We start from the raw sequence: 20,460 nt of genomic DNA, 5'->3' as shown, positions 1-20,460 counted from the left end.
CACACAACAACAGCTATAAGTAATTGCTTATTCTCAACTATTTTTGAAAATCCTAACGAAGTTTTTATTCAGTTTTTATTTGCTAAAATTCCAAGAGTACCTATGCAAAAGCATATAATTATTTATTAAAAAAAATTACCTTCGCAGCATAAACTATCGCTTAATATAAAACATTTAAACGTTTTCATATCAGTCAACACGTTGTGTGTAATTTAAACTAACCAACCGAATGAGTTGTAAAAGAGGAAAAGCATCACCAAATCCATTTACTAAAACTAAATTATTTGCAAATTCAGGTGGTTTTTGTCAAAATCCAGATTGCAACGAAAATCTATTCAAAACTTTTGAAGAAAAAGAAATTCATATTGCTGAAATTGCACATATTATTAGTGTTAATAAAGGAGCTAGAAAAAACAGCAAATTAACACCTGAAGAAAAGGGTAGTTATGAAAATTTAATATTACTATGTCCTAATTGCCATACTACAATCGACAAAGCAGAAGATGACTTCCCTACAGAACTAATTCTCAAATGGAAAAGTGAACATAAAAATAAACTTAATAATGTATTTGGGATAAAAAAATACAAAAATAGAAATGAAGCAAGAAAGCATATAGAGCCAATTTTACTAGAAAACAGAATGATTTTTGAAACTTATGGACCAAATACAGATGAAAGGTATAATCCAGAAAGTACAATGCCAGTTTTATGGTTAAAGAAAATCAGAGAATTTATAATACCTAATAATCGAAAAATATTAAATATAATTGATTCTAACTACGACTTGTTAAATAGTGATGAGAAAATTGTTTTTGAAAGTTTCAAGCATCATTTACACGATTTTGAATCAAAGCATATTTATAACGAAGAATCCAATGGAATTCAATTTCCAATAAAAATAACAGAAACGTATGTATAATGACAATTGGTCAAGTAATTTTTTAAAAGATAAATTAAAAGATTTTGATAGTATTAAAACAATAATCCCAAGTGATAATAACCTTTTAAAAATAGAAAGAAAAAAAGGTGCATCATTTTTAACTTTCACAATGTCATTAGAATCAATCAAATTAAATGACATTGAGGAAATTGTAAATTACAAGAGCGACATTAAATTCATTACAAATATTAAAAAGGAATATAAAATTAGTGGTTCTGCAATGAATTTTTTGAACAGTAAAAAGATTTCGTTTGGTGGAATGGGAGACCTAATGAGATTTGCTAATAAAGAAGATAACTCATTGCAATTAGATAAAGAATTTGGTTTTGTCCATCGAGGCTTAAATCAGCACGACAAGGTAAAATCAATTGAACGACTAGATAACAAAAGAATAAAAATTGAAAGAGTTGTACTAAAAGATGTCATCGCTGTTATGAACAACGACTATGAGCTTGGAGCAGAATCTGTCAGGTCATATAAAGCTAGATTTAATGATTTTAAAGTTATGATTTCGACTAATCCCAACGCAAGGATATCAACTGAAGCATACACAATTGCAAAGTCTTTAAATATTGATATTTGTAAATGGGGAGAGTTGCTAGGTAAATTAAATACGTCTTGGAGTTAACCGAATTTATAGAAAAGTTTATTAGCTTTATAAACACTTTAAAATTAAAGTCTGAATTTGAATTCTATTTATTTGGTTCATTCTTAAAAAATGAACATTATAATGATGTTGATATACTGATTATTTATTCAGATTTTAACGAATTAAAAAAAGTTAAAGATTCAATAAATAAGGAATTCCAATACAAACTGCCACATTTGACTTGTCTCACTAAGAATGAGGAACTGGAGTTAAATTTTATCGATAAGACGAATAGCAGAAAAATAAAACTACACACAACAAAGTATAAAAATAATTGCTATTTTGTGCTTAAATAAAGGTAGTTGCGTATTTGCTACATCTGATTTTCCTTCGGAAAATCCTCGCATACAAACCCGCAACTATTCTTATACATAAACGATAGTTTAAATTACGAATCAAAAAATATTGAAGTTGTAAAGTCATTCTCTACCAAATCCATTTTATGCATATTCTCTAAAACACCGTAGGCACTTATAAAAGTAATATGTACCATTTTTTTAGACTTTGTAACCGTTTTTAAACCTTCGCGTTTGGTACGTAGTTTTTGTGCATAATCTTTAGTAATAGCAAATTCATCGGCATAAAACTTCATTTCGCAAATGTTTATTATGTTATCTTTTCTATCAATAAGCATATCAATCTGGAAGCCTTTTGGGTAGTTAGCATCCTTTCTGTGCAAAAAACTATTCACTTTAGTTTCTACACCCAAAATACCTAAAGCCGCTTTAATGTTTTCAATATGTTTAATACATAAATTCTCGAAAGCATAACCACACCAAATTTTATACGGTTGTGTTTCGCTAACACGTAGCCAATCACTTTTGTTAAGCTTATTTTGTCCTACCATAAAGGTGAGATAAAACAACGAGTACTCATCGGTTAACCTAAAAAGTGTGTCTTTTTTACTTTTTTCTAAAGGCTCGAAGGTTGAAATAAATCCTGAAGCCTCTAACTCGTTTAAAATGTTTGTAAAATAACCACCATCAGACAGTTTTGTTAATTTTAAAATACTTTGTCTGTTTAATCCGCTAGCCTTACTAGCCAAAGCTTTTACAATTTTAATATGGCTTCCTGCATTATCGAATAAAGCAGGATAAAGGTTATTAAACTCTGTAGTTAAAAAGCCATCCTTTTTAAAGCACAAATCGTTAATGTTTTGTGCAGCACTTTTACCTTTTTCTACTTGATCTAAGTAATGCGGAATGCCACCTAATGCTAAATATAGCTGTATAATTTGGTAGTGACTCATTACTATATTTTTTCCCTTTAAAAAAGCTTCGGTTTCATGTAATGTAAAAGGCATTAATGTAATAAGTTTGGTAATTCGATTATGCAAACCACCTTTTGCATTTACCACATGCTGAAGCATCCATGATGCGGCAGAGCCACAAACCACTACAATTATGTTTTGTTGCGACGCCCAATTATTCCACCAGTGTGCCAAAGCTTCCATAAAACCAGAGCGCTTACTGGCAATCCATGGCAATTCATCTAAAAAAACAACAGGCTTTTTTAAACTACTATTGCTCACTGCTGCACTTAACTCACTAAAAGCCATTAACCAACTTTCGGGCTTTGTATAAGGTTTTTCAGCTTTAAAATACAAATTCATTTGTATGGTAAAATTCATTAACTGGTCGTGAAGATTAGCATCTTTTAAACCAGTCATTTCAAAAACCTTGTCGTTTTTATATACTTCGCGTATTAAAAATGTTTTACCAACACGACGACGACCAATAATAGCCAACATGTGTGCTTTTGTATCGCGCTGCATAGCTTGCATGGTTTTACGTTCGTCTTTTCTACCTATAATTTTCATACTATACTTAGCGGAATCTATGTAAATATACAACTTTCAGCGTAATATAAAATTATAATACGCGGAATCTTTTTTAAAAAAGCACTTTCCGCGCAATAAAGAAAATAAATATATATTAAGTAATAAAAATAAGATAGTTACAAATCGTAAAATATATGTACCTTTGCACCTTGAAAACGCAAAATGGCGTTTAATTGACTCCTCAGAGTGAGGATGTGTTACTAGAAGTTTTAGGTTAAGTATGTTCAATGCACTTCTATTTGTAACACCAAACAGATTGACATTGAAATACATAAAAAAGAATGAGCACATTCCAAGAATTAGGTCTTAACGATGACCTATTACAAGGTATTACAGATTTAGGTTTTGAAACACCATCTGAAGTACAAGAAAAAGCAATCCCAATTTTATTACAAGACGAAGGCGATTTAGTCGCTTTAGCACAAACAGGAACAGGAAAAACCGCAGCCTTTGGTTTCCCTATGCTTCAAAAAATTGACGTTAACAGTCGTACAACTCAAGGTTTAATTTTATCGCCAACGCGTGAACTTTGTTTACAAATTGCAAACGAAATGAAAGCTTACGGTAAATACTGTAAAGGTTTAAATGTTGTTGCAATTTATGGTGGTTCTAGTATTACAGAGCAAGCACGCGAAGTAAAACGTGGCGCACAAATTATTGTAGCAACGCCAGGTCGTATGAAAGATATGATTAGCAGAAAATTAGTAGATATTACTAAAATTCAATATTCGGTTTTAGATGAAGCTGATGAGATGCTAAACATGGGTTTTAAAGAAGATATTACAGATATTCTTTCTGGAACACCAGAAGACAAAAGTACATGGTTATTTTCTGCAACTATGCCAAAAGAAGTTGCTAGAATAGCTAAAAATTTCATGCACGAACCGCAAGAAATTACTGTGGGTCATAAAAACGAAAGTACCTCTAACGTAACTCACGAATACTACTTAGTAAATGCTCGTGATCGTTACCAAGCTTTAAAACGTTTGGCAGATGCTAATCCAGATATTTTTTCGGTAATATTTTGTAGAACAAAACGTGACACACAAAAAGTTGCCGAGCAATTAATTGAAGATGGTTATAGCGCAGGAGCTTTACACGGTGATTTAAGTCAAAACCAGCGTGATATTGTAATGAAACAATTTAGAACACGCCAAATACAAATGCTTGTAGCAACAGATGTTGCCGCTCGTGGTATTGATGTTGACGATGTTACACACGTAATTAACTACCAATTAAGTGACGAAATAGAAACATACACACACCGAAGCGGTCGTACTGGTCGTGCAGGAAAAACAGGTGTTTCTATGGTAATTGTTTCTAAAAGTGAAGTACGCAGACTTAGAAGTATTGAGCGTATTATTAATAAGAAATTTGAAAAGAAAGACATACCAAATGGTATGGAAATTTGCGAAGTACAATTAATGTCTTTAGCAAACAAAATTCATAATACAGAAATTAATCACGAAATAGACAAGTATTTAGAAGACATAAACACGATGTTTGAAGATACTTCTAAAGATGAGTTAATTAAAAAATTCTTCTCTGTAGAGTTTACACGTTTCTTTAACTACTACCAAAAAGCAAAAGACTTAAACATATCGGCTGGAGATCCAAACCGCGATGGTGGTCGTGTTTCAAGTGGTAATGCAACACGTTTCTTTATTAACGTAGGAGAAAAAGATGGTTTTAACTGGATGACTTTAAAAGACTTTTTAAAGGAACAACTAGGTTTAACTAAAGACGATTTATTTAAAGTAGATACAAAAGATACATTCTCTTTCTTCAACACAGAAAAAGAACACGAAGAAAAAGTTTTAGCACATTTTAATGAGTTTAAACACGAAGGTCGCTTTGTAAATGTTGAAGTAACCGAAGATAAACCAAATCGTGGTGGTCGTGGTCGCGGTCGCTCTGGTGGCGGAAGAAGACGCGATGGCGGAAACGGTGGCGATAGAAGACGTAGCGAAAGACGTTCTGGAGGAAGAAATGACGACAGACGCAGCAGACGTAGCGAAGGATCTGACAGAGGTGATAGAAAAAGAAGAAATGACGATAAACCATCACGCTCTAGAAGAAGCGATAGTGGCGATAGAGATAAAAGTGAATTTAAAACAACACATTCTCGACCAAGACGTTCTAGAAGATAAAAATTAAACCTTTGTGTTAATATTTAGTCAAATAAAAAGCTGCAAGAGTACTAAATAAAATTTGTTTAGTACTTTTATAGCATATATGTTTACAATGAAGCACTTTTTAACTCTTTTTTTTATAATAATTAGTTCCTTCTATGCTGTTGCACAAGAAGAGGATAAAACAGCAACTGTAGTAGCAAAAAATACTGTTGAAGGTGTGATAATAGACTCTCAAACAAGAAATCCTATAGAGAGTGTTAATATTGTAAACCTTAATCAAGTTATTGGAACATCTACTAACAGTAAGGGAGAGTTTAAACTTAAGGCTAAAGCAAACGATACTTTACATTTAACTTATGTTGGTTACAAATCTATTAAAGTACGTGTAACTAACGATTGGCTTAAATTTGGAAGTTCGGATATTATATTAACAGAATTGGCACTTGCCTTAGAAGAAGTAGTTGTTAACGAGTTACAACTTACTGGCTATTTAGAATTAGACATTAAACAAGTACAAGTAAACACTAATTATCGTTATAGTATTTCTGGATTAAGTACAGGTTACGAAGCAGGAAATAACAAATCTCCTAGTAAAATTAGTAAAGTTTTAGGTTCTATATTTAATCCGTTAGATTTTCTTTATAATACATTTAGTAGAAAAGGTACAGAGTTAAAGAAACTTAAACAAATGAAAAAAGACGATGAAATTAGAAATCTTTTAGCGTCTAGATTCGATAGAGAAACACTTATGGTATTATTGCAACTTACAAAAGTAGATTTAGACGAAATTGTATCGCAATGCAACTACTCTAAAGATTTTATTAATAGAGCTAACGATTTACAAATGTTAGATGCTATTAGCCAATGTTACGAGGAATACAAAGTGTTAAGCCGCGACAGAAAGTAAATAGTAAGATTATATAATCACAAAAAAACAGCCTAAAAATATTTTTAGGCTGTTTTTTTTATAAAGACTCACTTATAGCTTAACTAGAAAATAAAACTGCAAATCGCTATTGCTCTTCATAATATCGTTTCACAATTTCGTCATGGCTTTTAATTGTTTTTTTACACCAGTCTAATCGTTTTTCTAATTTCTCTGCTTCTGTTAATTGCCAATCTATAGTAGTTTTTTTAAGTTTTGATGTAGCATGTTGAAGTGTTATAGCTGCAGATACAGATATGTTTAAACTCTCTGTAAAACCTACCATTGGTATTTTTAAAAAAACATCTGCTTCTTTTAAAACCTCATCACTAAGTCCTTCGGTTTCTCTTCCAAAAAAGAAACAAGATTTTTTAGTAACATCAAAATCGTATAACTCGCAATCATTTGTATGCGGTGTTGTTGCAACAATTTGATATCCCTTTTTCTTTATATCTTTTATACAATCTTTTACAGAATGGTATCGATTTAAGTCTACCCATTTTTGAGCTCCCATAGCAATCTCTCTATCTATACTCTTGCTATTAGTTTCTTCAATAATATTTACTTCTTGAATTCCAAACACATCGCAACTGCGCATTACAGCACTAGTGTTATGTAATTGGTAAACATCTTCTGTAGCTACAGTAAAATGCTTTGTTCTTTCATTTAATACTTTTTGGAAACGATGTAACCTGCTTTCGGTAAGATAAGTTTCAAGGTGTTCTAGAAGTTTTATATCAATCATTTTGTAAAAATAAAAAAACCTGACGCAACAGCATCAGGTTTTAAAAAATCTATATCTTCTTTATTTAATTTGCTCCTATATTTCCTTGAGAAATTAACAATGTATTACTTGTGCTTAATTCTACATCAATATAACCATCTACAGTTAAAACATCATTATATAAAAAAGGAGTACCATCGTTTAACTCTTCTACATTTGTATCACTAGATCCTGTTGTACCATTAATTAAATTAAAAGTAAAAATATTAACTCCTGAAGCTGTTGCCATATCTCCAGAACGTATAAATGCTGGATGCTCTCCGCCTGAAGGTGTTCCTGTAAGGTTAAAAACGGCTAATGCTTCGCCATTTTTACGCTCTTTAAAAGTTATATCTCCAAAACAGTCTGTTAAATCTCTTTCTTCTAAAGTGTAAGTAATTTGATTTGCTGTTAATTCATTTTGCCCTATATCTGCATTTGCAACTGGCGTATTTAAATTTACATCGTTAGACTTTACTTCTATATGTCCATCGAAATTTAATAATGCATCATAAGAAATTGGTGTACCATCATCTAAAGCAGTAAAAACAGTAACGCTTCTTCCTGTTTCGCCTACCACTGTATCTAAAGTTAAAGCAACCTCTTCTCCATTATTAGCTACATTATCCATATATAAAAAAGCAGAATGAAAATCGTTATTACTTGTACCATTAAGGTTTAGCTCTATACTTAAAGTAAAGTTCGAGTTTCTAATAATTCTGGCTGTTCCAGAAATTCCAGAATTATCTACCATAGTAAGCACATAACTTTTAGACGCTAATTCTAAAACTTGGTCGGTTTCGGCATCGTCTGATCGGCAACTAGATATTAATACTAACGGTAATAATATTAGGAATTTAAAAAGTGTTTTCATTCTATTTGGTTTTTTATATTGAATGCATAGCGAAAACAAAATTACAGATTAATCGCAAGTCTAACAACCATAAAATAAATAATACTAACTTTATATTTTTAATTTTAATTTTGAATGAAACACATTGTCGTATTAACTGGTGCAGGAATGAGTGCCGAAAGTGGTTTAAAAACCTTTCGTGATGCTAATGGTTTATGGGAAGGCCACAATGTTATGGAGGTTGCTTCTCCAGAAGGATTTAAAAATAATCCTGAATTAGTTCTTGATTTTTATAACCAACGTAGAAAACAGCTTTTACAGGTTAAGCCTAATGCAGCTCATTTTGATTTAGCATCCTTAGAAAAGGATTATAAAGTAACTATTATAACACAAAATGTAGACGACTTACACGAGCGTGCCGGTAGCAGCAACATTATTCATTTACATGGCGAATTATTAAAAGTACGCTCTGTTGAGAATGAAACACTTGTAAAACCATGGACTAAAGATGTATATATTGGAACTTTAGACGAAAATGGCCATCAATTAAGACCGCATATTGTATGGTTTGGTGAAGCTGTACCAATGATTGATAAAGCCATAGAAATATGTAATACAGCAGATATTTTACTTATTATTGGCACTTCAATGCAAGTGTATCCAGCTGCTAGTTTAATGCACTATGTACCAGAAAATACACCAACATACTTTATAGACCCAAAACCTTCTATTGGTAGCAATAGCAACCTAACTGTTATAGAAAGCACAGCAACAAAAGGTGTAAAACAATTTATAAATCTGTTATAATTAAAATGAAATATATCTTTTTCTTCTTTTGTATTGGGTTAACTTTTAATGGTTTTTGCCAAGAAACAGTGGATAAGGATTCTACATATATTACTTCATTTAAACACAAAATAATATTAAAAGCAAATATAAATACACAAACCGAATCGTATTCTATACAAAAAAACGATACGGAGAATTTTAGCTTAACCGCAAATAATAATTTTAAGTTTACACTATCTGCTAATTACGAATTTCTTGGGCTAAGTATTGGCTTTTCTCCTAAAGCTAGAAACCTACCTTACAAAACATCTTTTCAAGATATTAAAATGCGCTTATTTGTAAAGCAATGGATACAGAGTTTTCAATACAGACGTGTTCGTGGTTTTTATAGAGATGGAGAAATTTTAGAAAACGTTCAAGAACAATTTCCATATTTTAAAACCATAAGTTGGAATGGTACAACATCTTATGTTTTAAATCCAAATTTCTCTTTAAAACATGTTTTATTTAATACAGAATGGCAACGAAAAAGCGCAGGAAGTTTAATACCAAATTTACGGTATGGCTACCAACGTATTACAGATCGTATAGATAGTTTAAAAGAAGTACAAAATATTTATAGTATTTCTCTAGCTACAGATTATTATTACACTTGGGTTATAGAAAACAATTGGTTTGTTACTCCTGCAATTTCTCCAGGTATAGGTTTACGTTTTACAGATTATAATTTAGATAAATTTAATGAGCAAAACACTTTATTTACCACCGCTTTAAATTTAGGATTATACTTTGGTTATACTTCTCCAAATATGGTTATTGGAGCTAACTTTAATTTCGACTCTAAAGCGTCTAATGCCAAAACGAAAACTAATATTATAAGCGATAGAAGTTATGCTAAGCTTTATTTTGGCTATAGATTTAATGCACCAGCTTCAGTAAAAAAACAAGTAGATTGGATAAAAGAAAAAGTAAAAAAATAATAGCTTAAAGATTCATTTCTTTAATACTTTTAATACGGTTTCTTTCTAAAAAGGCATCGATAGTTTCAAAATGTTCTATAACACGTTGATCTTTAAATTCGAATACTTTTTGAGATAAACCTTGTAAAAAATCACGATCGTGAGATACTAAAATTAAAGTACCATCAAAACTTTGAAGCGCTTCTTTTAAAACATCTTTACTTCTTAAATCTAAATGGTTTGTTGGCTCATCCAGAATAAGCAAATTAACAGGCTCTAATAATAGTTTTACCATTGCTAGCCTTGTTTTTTCACCACCAGAAAGTACACTTACTTTTTTATCTATATCGTCACCTTTAAACATAAAACGACCTAAGATATTTTTTATTTGAGTTCTTACATCTCCTTTTGCTACTGCATCCACAGTTTGAAAAACAGTTAAGTCTGTGTCTAATAAAGCGGCTTGATTTTGCGCAAAGTAACCTACTTGCACATTATGCCCTAAACTACACTTCCCTTCTACTTCAATTTCGCCTAAAATAGATTTAATCATTGTAGACTTTCCTTCTCCATTTCTACCAACAAAACAAACTTTTTCGCCTCTAGCTATAGAAAAACTAGCATCTTTAAAAACAGAAACATCGCCATAGCTTTTAGATAAACCTTCTACAATTACAGGATAATCTCCAGAACGTTGTGCTGGTGGAAACTTAAGTTTTAATGCAGAATTATCTACTTCATCAATTTCAATAATTTGTAGTTTTTCTAGCATTCGCTCTCGAGAAGATACTTGGTTTGTTTTAGAGTAAGTGCCTTTAAAACGTTCTATAAAAGCCATATTATCTGCAATAAACTTTTGCTGCTCTTGGTAAGCTTTTATCTGGTGGCTTCTTCTATCTTCTCGTAATTGTAAATAGTGAGAATAATTTGCTTTATAATCGTAAATACGTCCCATAGTAACTTCTATAGTACGATTTGTAATATTATCTATAAACGCACGGTCGTGAGAAATAACCATAACCGCATTAGCTTTATTAACTAAAAAGTCTTCTAACCAAATTACAGATTCAATATCAATATGGTTTGTAGGCTCATCTAATAAAATTAAATCTGGTTTTTGAAGTAGTATTTTGGCTAATTCAATACGCATACGCCAACCTCCAGAAAACTCGTTTGTTAACCTTGTAAAATCTTCTTGTTTAAAACCTAAACCTTTTAAAGCTTTTTCTACTTCTGCATCGTAATTTACATCTTCTAAAGCATAGTATTGCTCACCTAACTCACTTACCTTTTCTATAATAGACATGTACTCATCGCTCTCGTAATCTGTTCTAGTTTCAAGTGCTTTATTTAGCGTGTCCATTTCGCTTTTCATTTTAAAAATGTGAGCGAATGCTTTAGATGCTTCTTCAAAAACAGTACAATTATCTTCGGTTAACAAATGCTGCGGAAGGTAAGCGATTACAGTATCTTTTGGATGACTTATTTTGCCTCGAGTAGCATTTTGTACTCCTGCAACAATCTTCATCATAGTAGATTTTCCTGCACCATTTTTTCCCATTAGTGCAATTTTATCGTTAGGGTTTATAACAAAATTAACATCGCTAAATAAAGTTGTACCACTAAACTCTACTGCTAAATTATCTACTGTAATCATGTGTAATATTTTGTAAAATTTTAAGCTGCAAAACTAAGAAAAAGCTAAAGATTACTTTTATATATTTTATTAAATTAAGCATTACAAGTTTCTTTTAACATTATTAAAACCTTAATAATTTAATACAGCAAAAAACTGCCCTTTACATTTTGTTTATTAGTTTATATTTACACTTCGCTTAACTTTTTATGAAAAAAATAATTGCCAAATACAAAGACAGTAAATTTAGAATGTTTATAATGGAGCATAAAAAATATGCACCAATATTTTTTTTTATAGCTGGTTTTATTTTCGATACTTTAACACTTGGCCGTGTAGATAGGCTTTACGATACCGTAGTATTGTGTCTACACATGACCTTGCTTACTGTTACAATTTATTTGTATAATTTAGCAGATGATGGTAAGTGGCAAAACACATTGTTAGGACGCTACGAACTCTATTTACCACTGGCAATACAGTTTTTTTTTGGTGGCCTTTCTAGCGCATATGTTATTTATTTTTTTAGAAGTGTTTCGGTTTCTAAAACGGTTTCCTTTTTTATTTTATTGCTTTTATTGCTGTTTGCTAATGAGTTTTTTAAAAAACGAATTGCAAATAAGTATCTACAATTTAGTGTGTATTTTTTTATAAGTTTTACATTCTTTTCTTTTATAATTCCAGTGTTTATAAAAGAAATGAATACTTCTATTTTTCTTCTCTCTGGCTTTGTTAGTTTAGGTATTACTTTAGCATTTATAACATTTATTTATGGCTCAAGCCCAAGCACACGTTTAGAAGTACACTATGCAAAACTTGTTGGCATAATTATATCTATTTACATATTTATTAATTCATTTTACTTTTTAAACCTTATTCCTCCAGTACCTTTAGCATTATCTAACGGTGTTGTAGCACACAGTGTTATTAAAAGGAATAATAAATATATTGTTACATACGAAGCAGAAGAATGGTATATTTTCTGGCGAAAACACAGAGAAAAGTATATACACAAACCAAACGATAAAGTTTATATTTTTGCTTCTATTTTTGCTCCAACCCATTTAAAAAAGCAAGTATTACACAGGTGGAAATGGTATAACAAAAACACAAGTACTTGGGAAACTGTGGAAGATATTGACTACAATATTACAGGAGGAAGAGATCATGGTTTCCGTGGTTATACTTACAAAAGCAATGTAAAAGAAGGCCTTTGGAAAGTAGAAGTTATTACCGAAGAAGAATTAGTTTTAGGTGTTATAGATTTTGAAATTATTACCGATAAATCGTTACAACCAAAACGCTTGGTTGAAAAGCGGTTTTAAATTGCAGTGACTTGATATCATTAGAAAAATACACTAACTTCGTCTATAGTCACATATAAAACATTAAAATGATTTCATATTAGGCGGAGCATTGACAGCAAGCTGAAACAATTGAAAGAACCTTATGAAAAATTTAATCATTCTACTTTTTCTTATGCCAGTTGTATTAATGGCACAAGATAATTCTTTGACAATATTTAAATCATTGGAAAATTACACATGGAAAGCAGAAGGAACTTGGGGAGATGGAAGCAAATTCAAACAAGAGATAAGTTTGAAATTTTCATTAGACAACAAAATAGTTATAGTTGAATCCTTGGGATTCACGAATAAAGAACAAACTGAATTCGGTTTAAGAAATCACGGAATCAGACAATATGACGAAAAATTTAAAAAAATAAGGTTTTGGGAGTTCGATATTTTTGGCAATCTAACAGAAGGAACTGTGGAAAGCGAAGAAAAAAACTTGAAATACATGTATAATTACGAAGGAACATTTGTTACGGAAATGTGGATTTATAAAGATGAAAAAACATACGACTTCATTGTAGGAGTTTATGAAAATGGAGAATGGAAACAAAAATTTCTTGAAACTGAATTTAAAGGTAAAAGTAAATAAAGCCTGACAGCCAACAATGACTATAAGTAGCTACTTGTTCTCACCTACTTCTGAAAATCCTCACAGATTTTCTATTCGGTTTTTTATTTGCTAAATCAGCTACTTAAACACGTAACTTCCTATACACAAACATTAAATTTTATATACTTGACTTGGTTAAAAAAATACACTAACTTCGTCTATCGTCTGATATAAAACATTAAAACGATTTCATATCAGGCGGAACATTGTATGCAATTTGAGAAATGAACCGAAAAACGATAATATTTAGTGGAATAATATTAATTCTAATCGGAATTGGGTTGTGGAATTATGGATTTTTTAACCGATTTAATTACTTAACTGCTAAATCTGACATTAATAAAAATTCACCTCACAAAGTATTAGTTGGAGAGTTAATGATTTCACCAATGGAAATGGACAAAATAAGCCAGAAATATGGATTCACAAATGTCGGATTTGGATGCATCGTAAGCGGAACTGAATTAAACGGAATAGAAATGTATAACGCTGAAATTGATAAATATTTGACCAATAAAAACGGAACTGACTGGAAAGCGGACTATCTAAACGAAATTGACTCGCTGACTGAATTAAAACAACGTGAGTGGAAAGAAAAATTTGAATAATAAAAACTGCATACAACACCGGCTATAATTCATTGCTACGGATTTTCCTATCGGAAAATCCTTTCTCTTTTACTATATTTGGTTTACGGCGGAAAATCCTCGCGGATTTTCACGCAACGAAACCATAGCCAAAACCGATAGACGAAATTCAAAAAAAATCTAAATCTTATTGAAATTACGTTGTATATTTCTAACCAATTCTTCTAAACCATTTAATTTAAGCATATAAACGGTTTCAAGCATTTCGCCTAATTTTCCTTTTGGGAAACCTTTGTTATGGTACCAAACCACGTAATATTCTGGCAAATCTATTAAATACCTGCCTTCGTATTTACCAAAAGGCATTTTAGTATGTGCTAATTTAATAAGGAAGGTTTTATCGGGTTGTAGTTGCATTAGTTGCTTTTAAACTTTTCTAAGCGTTTTAATTCTGTATTTACAAAAGTCACCCACTTTGCTTGTTCCTCTTTGTTAATAGAATAATTGGTTTCTGTATCGTATAAATTTTGCATTTTAGATAAATCTATATTGGCTTGTTTGTGTAATTTATCCAAATCCTTAGCGACAGTATTTGATACTTTTAATTTTGAAATATCTTCGCGTAAGTATCTTACATGTAATTCGGTTATATTAAAATGAAACTGCTCATGGTTTAATATGTGGTCGTTAATAACTTCTTTTTTACACCAGGAATGTTCTGGGTAAAAATGAGCAAAAACCTTTGCTTTAAAGCCTGTAACACCACGAATACTGCTTTTTTCTATAGAGTAACTAAACGTTATGCCAGATGCTGTTACAGCTGCTGCATGAGAACTTATATCTGGCTCACCTTTAAAATCGGACCATTTTAATTTATCGCTTTCTTGCCATGAAAATTCTGAACGGTCGCTTTGAAAACATAATAAAAAACCAATAATAAAAAGAAATTTACCCATAAACTTAGTTACATATAACCAATTGAAAACGAATAAATTATACTATTTATTGCTTAACTTCTTCAATTACTAAGTCTTTATATCGTACTAAATACACGCTCTCATTGTAATAGCCTCCAAACAATTTCTTTTTGTAAGCAAATTTATTCTCTATATAAGATGTCATTGGAGCGTCTTCTACAGATTGGTATAAATCCTGAGAGGTTGCCAAACGTAATACCACATCCATTGTTAAATCGAAACCACGAATGGCATAAGCATTTGGAGAAATATTATATTTCTGTTTATACTCTTTTACAAATGAATTACTAGTTTCTGAGTTTAACATTTTTGAAATTGAAGGATAAGTAAAATTTAAATTAGATAAATGATAGTTATCTACCTCATCATGCTCAAAAGCTTTATTTTCGTTGGTAGTTGCTAAAGTAATTTTTGTGCCTTCTACTTGTAATCCATTAAGTAAGCTTGATACATTAGACACAAAACCAGCATTATCGGTTTCTAAAAACACAACGTTATTACCAGGCTTTATTACGCTTACTAAATCTTGCTCTACTACAAAATATTCATCCTTTTGTGTTTTCTTGTCTAAACGAGAATTTACTAGTTTTGCATTAGCAAATTTATTTTTAAGGTTTGTACTTGAGGCTTTTCTTTTTAAATCTGAAACTATTATAATTTGAGCAGTAGAATCTGCTTTAAAATAATCTATAATTTTAGATTTTAAATCGGCATCATTTGGTCTAGACTGAAACACATTACGGCCAATATTTACAGTTTTAACAACTGGCGAAATTATTGGAATATTATCTTGTTCTAAAGCACTTGCCGCTGTATTAAAATTATTTGGTAATAAAGGTCCTATAACTGCATGCGTGTTAGAGAAATCGTTATTTCTTATAATAGAACTTACTTCGCTTAATCTATTTTGCGTATCGTAAACATCTACTTTTAAATTTACACCTAATCTTTTAACAGAGTCTAAAGCTATTAATACACCAGAGTAAAAATCTAAAGTAACACCTAATGTTCTATCATTTTTAATTTTTGATTTTGAATCGAAAACAGAATCTGTATTAATTTTATTAAGCGTAAAAGGTAACATTACAGCTATATTTTTAGTACTACTATCTGTTACATTATTAGATAATTGTACAATTTCTGAAACATTATCAATGCCATTAAATTGTGAGTTATCTATAGTTGTATTATTTGCAATAGTATCTAAAGGTACTTTTAAAATCATACCTTCTTTTAATCCTGTTGTGGTAAGTTCAGGATTTAAACGTTCTAAATCGGCTTGTTCTAAACCTAATTTTACTTTTAATCTATAAAAGCCTTCTTTTGGTAATACTTTATAATAACTGTATTGCTCATCGAAAGTTTTTACTTTATTGCTCTCTAAATTTGGAACATTTATTGTTTGACCTGGCTTTAACATGCTAGGCATGTTTGGATTTAATGCTTCTAGTTCTTGTACTGTTATACCATATTTATATGCTATTCTCCATTTTCCTTCCTTAGGTTGTACAACATATGTAGCATTTTTTGATTTTACATATTTAGTTACCGTTTTAAAAACTGGAATTTGAAGTTTGTCTCCTTTTCTAAGATTATTGGCATATAAAAATGTATTGTGCTTTTTAATATCTTCAATCTCTACATTATACTCTTTTGAGATGCTAAACAAGGTTTCTTTTCGTTTTGTTTTATGCTTAATGTAATGGTCGAAAGTTTTTTCTACAATGGTATCTTGGGCTGTTTGTACTGGTGTTACAGACGTAACTGCTTCACTACTTTCGTTTGGGATAATTAAAATAGCATTAGGTCTCAATTTTTCTTTAGCATCTGGATTTAGTTTTAAAATATCTGTAGTAGATACTTTATAATCTTTAGCTATTGTCTCTAATGTTTCTCCAGATTTAACTCTATGTGTATTATACTTTTGTGCATTTACAGAGGCACAAGTAAAGAATAATAATAGGCTAAGTATATATATTATTTTTTTCATATGTTTATTATACGTTAAAAGTTGCGTTAGCGGTTGCAGTGGCATCCTTTTTTGCAAAGTAATCCCAAAACTAGTTTGGGATTACTTTGCAAAAAAGATATAACGGAAAACGCGACCCTTGTGGTAACGCCCAAAAATTATTACTAATTTCTATATATTATAATGTTATTAATAATAAAAGAGTGTATTACTCCCACTCTATTGTTGCTGGTGGTTTACTACTAATATCGTAAACTACTCTATTAACACCTTTTACTTTATTTATTATATCGTTACTGGTTTTTTGCAAAAATTCGTATGGTAAATTTACCCAATCTGCAGTCATTCCATCTGTGCTTTCTACTGCTCTAAGTGCTACACATTTTTCGTATGTACGCTCATCTCCCATAACACCAACACTATTAACTGGCAATAAAATTGCTCCTGCTTGCCAAACTTTATCGTATAAGCCAGCATCTTTTAATCCGTTTATAAAAACGGCATCTACTTCTTGTAAAATACGCACTTTTTCTGGAGTAATATCTCCCAAGATTCTTATGGCTAAACCTGGTCCTGGAAAAGGATGACGCCCTAACAGTTGTTTGTCCATTTCCATTGATGCTCCTACTCTACGTACTTCGTCTTTAAATAAGAGTTTAAGTGGTTCTACAATTTTAAGTTTCATAAAGTCTGGCAATCCACCAACGTTATGATGACTTTTAATTGTTGCACTTGGTCCTCCTGTTGCACTTACACTTTCTATTACATCTGGATAGATTGTGCCTTGTGCTAAGTAAGTAACGTTTTCTATTTCGTGTGCTTCATCATCAAATACTTCTATAAATACACGACCTATTGCTTTACGTTTTTCTTCTGGATCACTCTTTCCTGCAAGTGCCTCCAAAAAGCGTGCCGAAGCATCTACACCTTTTACATTTAAGCCCATACCTTTGTACTGCTCTAAGACATCGGTAAATTCGTTTTTACGTAATAAGCCGTTATTTACAAATATACAGTACAGGTTTTCACCTATAGCTTTATGCAATAACATTGCAGCTACAGAAGAATCTACACCTCCAGATAAACCAAGAACTACTTTATCGTTTCCTATTTTATTTTTAAGTGCTTCTACTGTTTCTCCCACAAATGCGTTTGGTGTCCAATCTGGATTAACATTAGAAATATCTATAAGAAAATTTGATAGTAATTGTTTTCCATCTGTTGAGTGGTATACTTCTGGATGAAATTGTATTGCATATGTGGTTTCGCCTTCTATTTTATATGCTGCATTTTTAACATCGTGTGTACTTGCTAAAAGCTTTCCGTTTTCTGGTAAACTTTTTATAGTATCACTATGGCTCATCCAAACTTGGCTTCCTGATGAAATGCCTTTTAAAAATGCATCATCTTCCACAAAACTTAAATTTGCTCGGCCATATTCTCTAGTATTAGATTCTGCCACCTCACCTCCTGAAAAATGAGCCAAATATTGCGCTCCATAACAAACAGCGAGCATTGGTTTTTTTCCACGGATACTTTTTAAATCTGGATGAAAAGCATCTTTTGATCTTACAGACATTGGACTTCCTGAAAGGATAACCGCCTTGTAATCATCAATATTTTCTGGAATTTTATTGAAAGGGACTATTTCGGAATAGATGTTAAGCTCTCTAACTCTGCGCGCAATAAGCTGTGTGTATTGCGATCCGAAATCTAAAATAAGTACTTTATCGTGTTGCATGCGCAAAAATAGTAATAGATTTTTAATTTACGAATGTAGACTTGTGAATTTTAAATTAAATTGTTAACACAGTAAACTCGCCGTCTAAAGGTTTTAAATTTTTTATTAATTCTGGTATTAAATCTTCTCCAAACTCTAAATACAATTCGCTAAAATTAGTATTACGCTCTTGTAAACTTTTATTCGGAAACAGCTCATTTTGCAAATCTGTTATTCGCATAACATGATCTTTTAGTTTTCTCTTTTGCGCTGTTAATAAACGTTTTTCTAAATTCTGCAAACCATTTATTTGCTTTTTTTCTTGTGCAGATACTGCTCCAACAAAAGACTCATCGGTTTGCTTAGCTAAATTATATAAATCTTTAAATTGATTTTTAAGATGTTTTATTTGTGACGAAAAATCGATATCTATATTAGAAATTTCTCTTACCTTTTTGTTTATAAAAGATTCTCGTTTTAAGAAAATATCCTTGTTTGATATATTTAATTTTTCGAGCTTTTGAGCTTGTTGTTTTGTTTTTATTAAAACAGAATTACGTAGCAACAACATAGGAAAAACTACATGATGTGCTTTAAAATTAGATTTTAATTGAAACCAATACGCTAGTTCTCCTCCTCCTCCAATATAGCATAGATTTGGTAAAATAACTTCTTGATATAATGGTCTTAATATTACATTAGGACTAAAACGCTCTGGTACCTCATCGAGATGTTTTAACAACTCACTCTTACTCCAGCTTATGTTTGTATTTAATACTTTATAAACATTGTTTTCTAAAACAATACGCTCCCTAATACCTTCTCCAATATAAAATAAATTTATTGCTCTTGGGTTTACTTGTATTCCAAAATCTAACGCTTCAATTTTAGCATTAGTTTCTAATACATTTTGTTCTGAAATTTGCTCCAACAATTCTTTTTGCATATGCGGAACAAATAATCGTTTTAGCGCTGTATTATTAGCTTCTACAATTACTAATCCATAGTCTTTAAATAACTCGTTTGCTATGTAAAATGTAGCTTTTGCTAACGTATTATGCTCTAAATAACCTTTTTTAAATAGAGTCCTTAGAGTTTCGGCATTTTTACCAACACCTAATTCCTTAGAAAAAATATTAAACACATCTTCTAAGCCTTCGGTTTTTAAATCTCCAACGGCACCTGAAGCTTCAAGGTTCCATTGTATTTTTTTTCCTTTGAAATTAAAATAATTTATTTCATCAAAATCATGATCCTCGGATGCCATCCAATATATTGGTACAAAATTATGGTCTGGAAATTCTGTTTTTAATTGTTTAGCTAAATTTATTGTAGATACAATTTTATGTAAAAAATATAACGGTCCTGTAAATAAATTTAATTGATGTCCTGTTGTTACAGTAAACGTATTACTACTTTGCAGATTATTAATATTACTAAAAGTAGTTTTAGATGTTTCAACACTTTTATATTGTTCTTCTAAAACATTTACTAAAACGTCTCTAGTTTCTTGCTTAAAAGCAGTGCTTTTTTCTTTAATTTGAGCCTGAAAATTTTCAAGTTTTGGAAAACGATTATAAAAAGGCTTTAGTGTTTCAGCTTCAGCTAAATAATCACAAATAAGTTTAGAAAAATATCCTGTGTCTTTAAACGAAATATTTTGTACTGGCATAAAAAAAGGTAATTCGGTGTAAATATAAGACTCTTTAGACGAAGTATAGTCTTAAAATTAACATAAAAAATGAAGATAATC

The 20,460-nt window shown here is 30.9% G+C and carries 19 protein-coding genes; 10 read left to right on the top strand and 9 right to left on the bottom strand.

The genetic code is table 11. The annotated features are described in order from the left end of the window. Positions 1 to 229 precede the first annotated feature (229 nt). The 3 genes from CLV86_RS10755 to CLV86_RS14455 are packed head-to-tail and all read left to right on the top strand — an operon-like array spanning position 230 to position 1,885. Complete coding sequence (locus CLV86_RS10755) at positions 230 to 919, top strand: HNH endonuclease (RefSeq protein WP_121052281.1); 690 nt, start codon at positions 230 to 232, stop codon at positions 917 to 919. Further along, a complete protein-coding gene (locus tag CLV86_RS10750) occupies positions 912 to 1,568 on the top strand; it encodes a hypothetical protein (RefSeq protein WP_121052279.1) in 657 nt (218 codons plus the stop codon). The genes CLV86_RS10755 and CLV86_RS10750 overlap by 8 nt, the downstream gene beginning before the upstream one ends. Continuing rightward, entirely contained in the window at positions 1,559 to 1,885 is a 327-nt protein-coding gene (locus tag CLV86_RS14455; RefSeq protein ID WP_170148537.1) for a nucleotidyltransferase domain-containing protein, read from the top strand. Before CLV86_RS10750 ends, CLV86_RS14455 begins: the two co-directional genes overlap by 10 nt. Positions 1,886 to 1,977: 92 nt before the next feature. Here the strand turns inward: CLV86_RS14455 and CLV86_RS10740 are convergent, their stop codons facing one another. Further along, on the bottom strand, positions 1,978 to 3,408 hold the full coding sequence (locus tag CLV86_RS10740; RefSeq protein ID WP_121052277.1) for an AAA family ATPase: 1,431 nt from the start codon (positions 3,406 to 3,408) through the stop codon (positions 1,978 to 1,980). 302 nt (positions 3,409 to 3,710) lie between these two features. Here CLV86_RS10740 and CLV86_RS10735 point away from each other — a divergent pair, with 302 nt between their 5' ends. Continuing rightward, positions 3,711 to 5,579: a DEAD/DEAH box helicase gene (locus tag CLV86_RS10735; protein WP_121052275.1), complete on the top strand. Its 1,869-nt coding sequence runs from the start codon at positions 3,711 to 3,713 to the stop codon at positions 5,577 to 5,579. Between the two features lie 94 nt (positions 5,580 to 5,673). Beyond that, entirely contained in the window at positions 5,674 to 6,471 is a 798-nt protein-coding gene (locus CLV86_RS10730) for a carboxypeptidase-like regulatory domain-containing protein (RefSeq protein WP_121052392.1), read from the top strand. A gap of 106 nt (positions 6,472 to 6,577) precedes the next feature. Here CLV86_RS10730 and CLV86_RS10725 read toward each other — a convergent pair whose 3' ends face one another. Both CLV86_RS10725 and CLV86_RS10720 read right to left on the bottom strand, forming a co-directional pair. Continuing rightward, positions 6,578 to 7,234 (bottom strand): TrmH family RNA methyltransferase, encoded by a 657-nt coding sequence (locus tag CLV86_RS10725; RefSeq protein WP_121052273.1) that lies wholly within the window; start codon positions 7,232 to 7,234, stop codon positions 6,578 to 6,580. Positions 7,235 to 7,298: 64 nt separating this feature from the next. Beyond that, positions 7,299 to 8,126, bottom strand: coding sequence for a hypothetical protein (locus tag CLV86_RS10720; protein ID WP_076732649.1), 828 nt, complete (start codon positions 8,124 to 8,126; stop codon positions 7,299 to 7,301). A 114-nt stretch (positions 8,127 to 8,240) separates the two neighbouring features. On the opposite strand from CLV86_RS10720, the gene CLV86_RS10715 reads away from it, so the two are divergent. After that, positions 8,241 to 8,912 (top strand): SIR2 family NAD-dependent protein deacylase, encoded by a 672-nt coding sequence (locus tag CLV86_RS10715; protein ID WP_076732647.1) that lies wholly within the window; start codon positions 8,241 to 8,243, stop codon positions 8,910 to 8,912. Positions 8,913 to 8,917: 5 nt separating this feature from the next. Further along, the gene (locus CLV86_RS10710) at positions 8,918 to 9,874 is read left to right on the top strand and encodes a DUF4421 family protein (RefSeq protein WP_121052271.1); all 957 of its coding nucleotides are present in this window, start codon (positions 8,918 to 8,920) and stop codon (positions 9,872 to 9,874) included. A 4-nt stretch (positions 9,875 to 9,878) separates the two neighbouring features. Here the strand turns inward: CLV86_RS10710 and CLV86_RS10705 are convergent, their stop codons facing one another. After that, positions 9,879 to 11,510 (bottom strand): ABC-F family ATP-binding cassette domain-containing protein, encoded by a 1,632-nt coding sequence (locus tag CLV86_RS10705; protein WP_121052269.1) that lies wholly within the window; start codon positions 11,508 to 11,510, stop codon positions 9,879 to 9,881. A 188-nt stretch (positions 11,511 to 11,698) separates the two neighbouring features. Here CLV86_RS10705 and CLV86_RS10700 point away from each other — a divergent pair, with 188 nt between their 5' ends. The 3 genes from CLV86_RS10700 to CLV86_RS10690 all read left to right on the top strand — a co-directional run bounded on the left by CLV86_RS10700 (position 11,699) and on the right by CLV86_RS10690 (position 14,062). Then, positions 11,699 to 12,814: a DUF2914 domain-containing protein gene (locus CLV86_RS10700; protein ID WP_121052267.1), complete on the top strand. Its 1,116-nt coding sequence runs from the start codon at positions 11,699 to 11,701 to the stop codon at positions 12,812 to 12,814. 154 nt (positions 12,815 to 12,968) lie between these two features. After that, the gene (locus CLV86_RS10695; protein WP_121052265.1) at positions 12,969 to 13,433 is read left to right on the top strand and encodes a hypothetical protein; all 465 of its coding nucleotides are present in this window, start codon (positions 12,969 to 12,971) and stop codon (positions 13,431 to 13,433) included. A gap of 245 nt (positions 13,434 to 13,678) precedes the next feature. Further along, the gene (locus CLV86_RS10690; protein ID WP_121052263.1) at positions 13,679 to 14,062 is read left to right on the top strand and encodes an FEKKY domain-containing protein; all 384 of its coding nucleotides are present in this window, start codon (positions 13,679 to 13,681) and stop codon (positions 14,060 to 14,062) included. Positions 14,063 to 14,221: 159 nt separating this feature from the next. Here the strand turns inward: CLV86_RS10690 and CLV86_RS10685 are convergent, their stop codons facing one another. The 5 genes from CLV86_RS10685 to bshC form a co-directional block, all read right to left on the bottom strand. Beyond that, positions 14,222 to 14,458, bottom strand: a complete 237-nt coding sequence (locus CLV86_RS10685; protein ID WP_121052261.1) for a DUF3820 family protein — start codon at positions 14,456 to 14,458, stop codon at positions 14,222 to 14,224. Further along, positions 14,458 to 14,997 (bottom strand): DUF922 domain-containing protein, encoded by a 540-nt coding sequence (locus CLV86_RS10680; protein ID WP_121052259.1) that lies wholly within the window; start codon positions 14,995 to 14,997, stop codon positions 14,458 to 14,460. The genes CLV86_RS10685 and CLV86_RS10680 overlap by 1 nt, the downstream gene beginning before the upstream one ends. A 46-nt stretch (positions 14,998 to 15,043) precedes the next feature. After that, complete coding sequence (locus CLV86_RS10675) at positions 15,044 to 17,008, bottom strand: PBP1 and LysM peptidoglycan-binding domain-containing protein (RefSeq protein ID WP_121052390.1); 1,965 nt, start codon at positions 17,006 to 17,008, stop codon at positions 15,044 to 15,046. A 187-nt stretch (positions 17,009 to 17,195) separates the two neighbouring features. Next, on the bottom strand, positions 17,196 to 18,728 hold the full coding sequence (gene guaA, locus CLV86_RS10670; protein ID WP_121052257.1) for a glutamine-hydrolyzing GMP synthase: 1,533 nt from the start codon (positions 18,726 to 18,728) through the stop codon (positions 17,196 to 17,198). 55 nt (positions 18,729 to 18,783) lie between these two features. Next, on the bottom strand, positions 18,784 to 20,379 hold the full coding sequence (gene bshC / locus CLV86_RS10665) for a bacillithiol biosynthesis cysteine-adding enzyme BshC (RefSeq protein ID WP_121052254.1): 1,596 nt from the start codon (positions 20,377 to 20,379) through the stop codon (positions 18,784 to 18,786). Positions 20,380 to 20,460: the final 81 nt, after the last annotated feature.

The organism is Lacinutrix venerupis (assembly GCF_003663945.1).
Taxonomy (GTDB): domain Bacteria; phylum Bacteroidota; class Bacteroidia; order Flavobacteriales; family Flavobacteriaceae; genus Lacinutrix; species Lacinutrix venerupis.
The sequence above is the reverse complement of the archived record's forward strand: the minus strand, read 5'-3'. Positions and strand labels throughout refer to the sequence as shown.

Bases quoted from the DNA above. Each gene is read 5' to 3' on its own strand.
- CLV86_RS10710 (WP_121052271.1), top strand. From the start codon at position 8,918: ATGAAATATATCTTTTTCTTCTTTTGTATTGGGTTAACTTTTAATGGT.
- CLV86_RS10720 (WP_076732649.1), bottom strand. From the start codon at position 8,126: ATGAAAACACTTTTTAAATTCCTAATATTATTACCGTTAGTATTAATA.
- CLV86_RS10730 (WP_121052392.1), top strand. From the start codon at position 5,674: ATGAAGCACTTTTTAACTCTTTTTTTTATAATAATTAGTTCCTTCTAT.
- CLV86_RS10685 (WP_121052261.1), bottom strand. From the start codon at position 14,458: ATGCAACTACAACCCGATAAAACCTTCCTTATTAAATTAGCACATACT.
- CLV86_RS10755 (WP_121052281.1), top strand. From the start codon at position 230: ATGAGTTGTAAAAGAGGAAAAGCATCACCAAATCCATTTACTAAAACT.
- CLV86_RS10695 (WP_121052265.1), top strand. From the start codon at position 12,969: ATGCCAGTTGTATTAATGGCACAAGATAATTCTTTGACAATATTTAAA.
- CLV86_RS10740 (WP_121052277.1), bottom strand. From the start codon at position 3,408: ATGAAAATTATAGGTAGAAAAGACGAACGTAAAACCATGCAAGCTATG.
- bshC (WP_121052254.1), bottom strand. From the start codon at position 20,379: ATGCCAGTACAAAATATTTCGTTTAAAGACACAGGATATTTTTCTAAA.
- CLV86_RS10675 (WP_121052390.1), bottom strand. From the start codon at position 17,008: ATGAAAAAAATAATATATATACTTAGCCTATTATTATTCTTTACTTGT.
- CLV86_RS10705 (WP_121052269.1), bottom strand. From the start codon at position 11,510: ATGATTACAGTAGATAATTTAGCAGTAGAGTTTAGTGGTACAACTTTA.
- CLV86_RS10700 (WP_121052267.1), top strand. From the start codon at position 11,699: ATGAAAAAAATAATTGCCAAATACAAAGACAGTAAATTTAGAATGTTT.
- CLV86_RS10735 (WP_121052275.1), top strand. From the start codon at position 3,711: ATGAGCACATTCCAAGAATTAGGTCTTAACGATGACCTATTACAAGGT.
- CLV86_RS10690 (WP_121052263.1), top strand. From the start codon at position 13,679: ATGAACCGAAAAACGATAATATTTAGTGGAATAATATTAATTCTAATC.
- CLV86_RS10725 (WP_121052273.1), bottom strand. From the start codon at position 7,234: ATGATTGATATAAAACTTCTAGAACACCTTGAAACTTATCTTACCGAA.
- CLV86_RS10715 (WP_076732647.1), top strand. From the start codon at position 8,241: ATGAAACACATTGTCGTATTAACTGGTGCAGGAATGAGTGCCGAAAGT.
- guaA (WP_121052257.1), bottom strand. From the start codon at position 18,728: ATGCAACACGATAAAGTACTTATTTTAGATTTCGGATCGCAATACACA.
- CLV86_RS10750 (WP_121052279.1), top strand. From the start codon at position 912: ATGTATAATGACAATTGGTCAAGTAATTTTTTAAAAGATAAATTAAAA.
- CLV86_RS10680 (WP_121052259.1), bottom strand. From the start codon at position 14,997: ATGGGTAAATTTCTTTTTATTATTGGTTTTTTATTATGTTTTCAAAGC.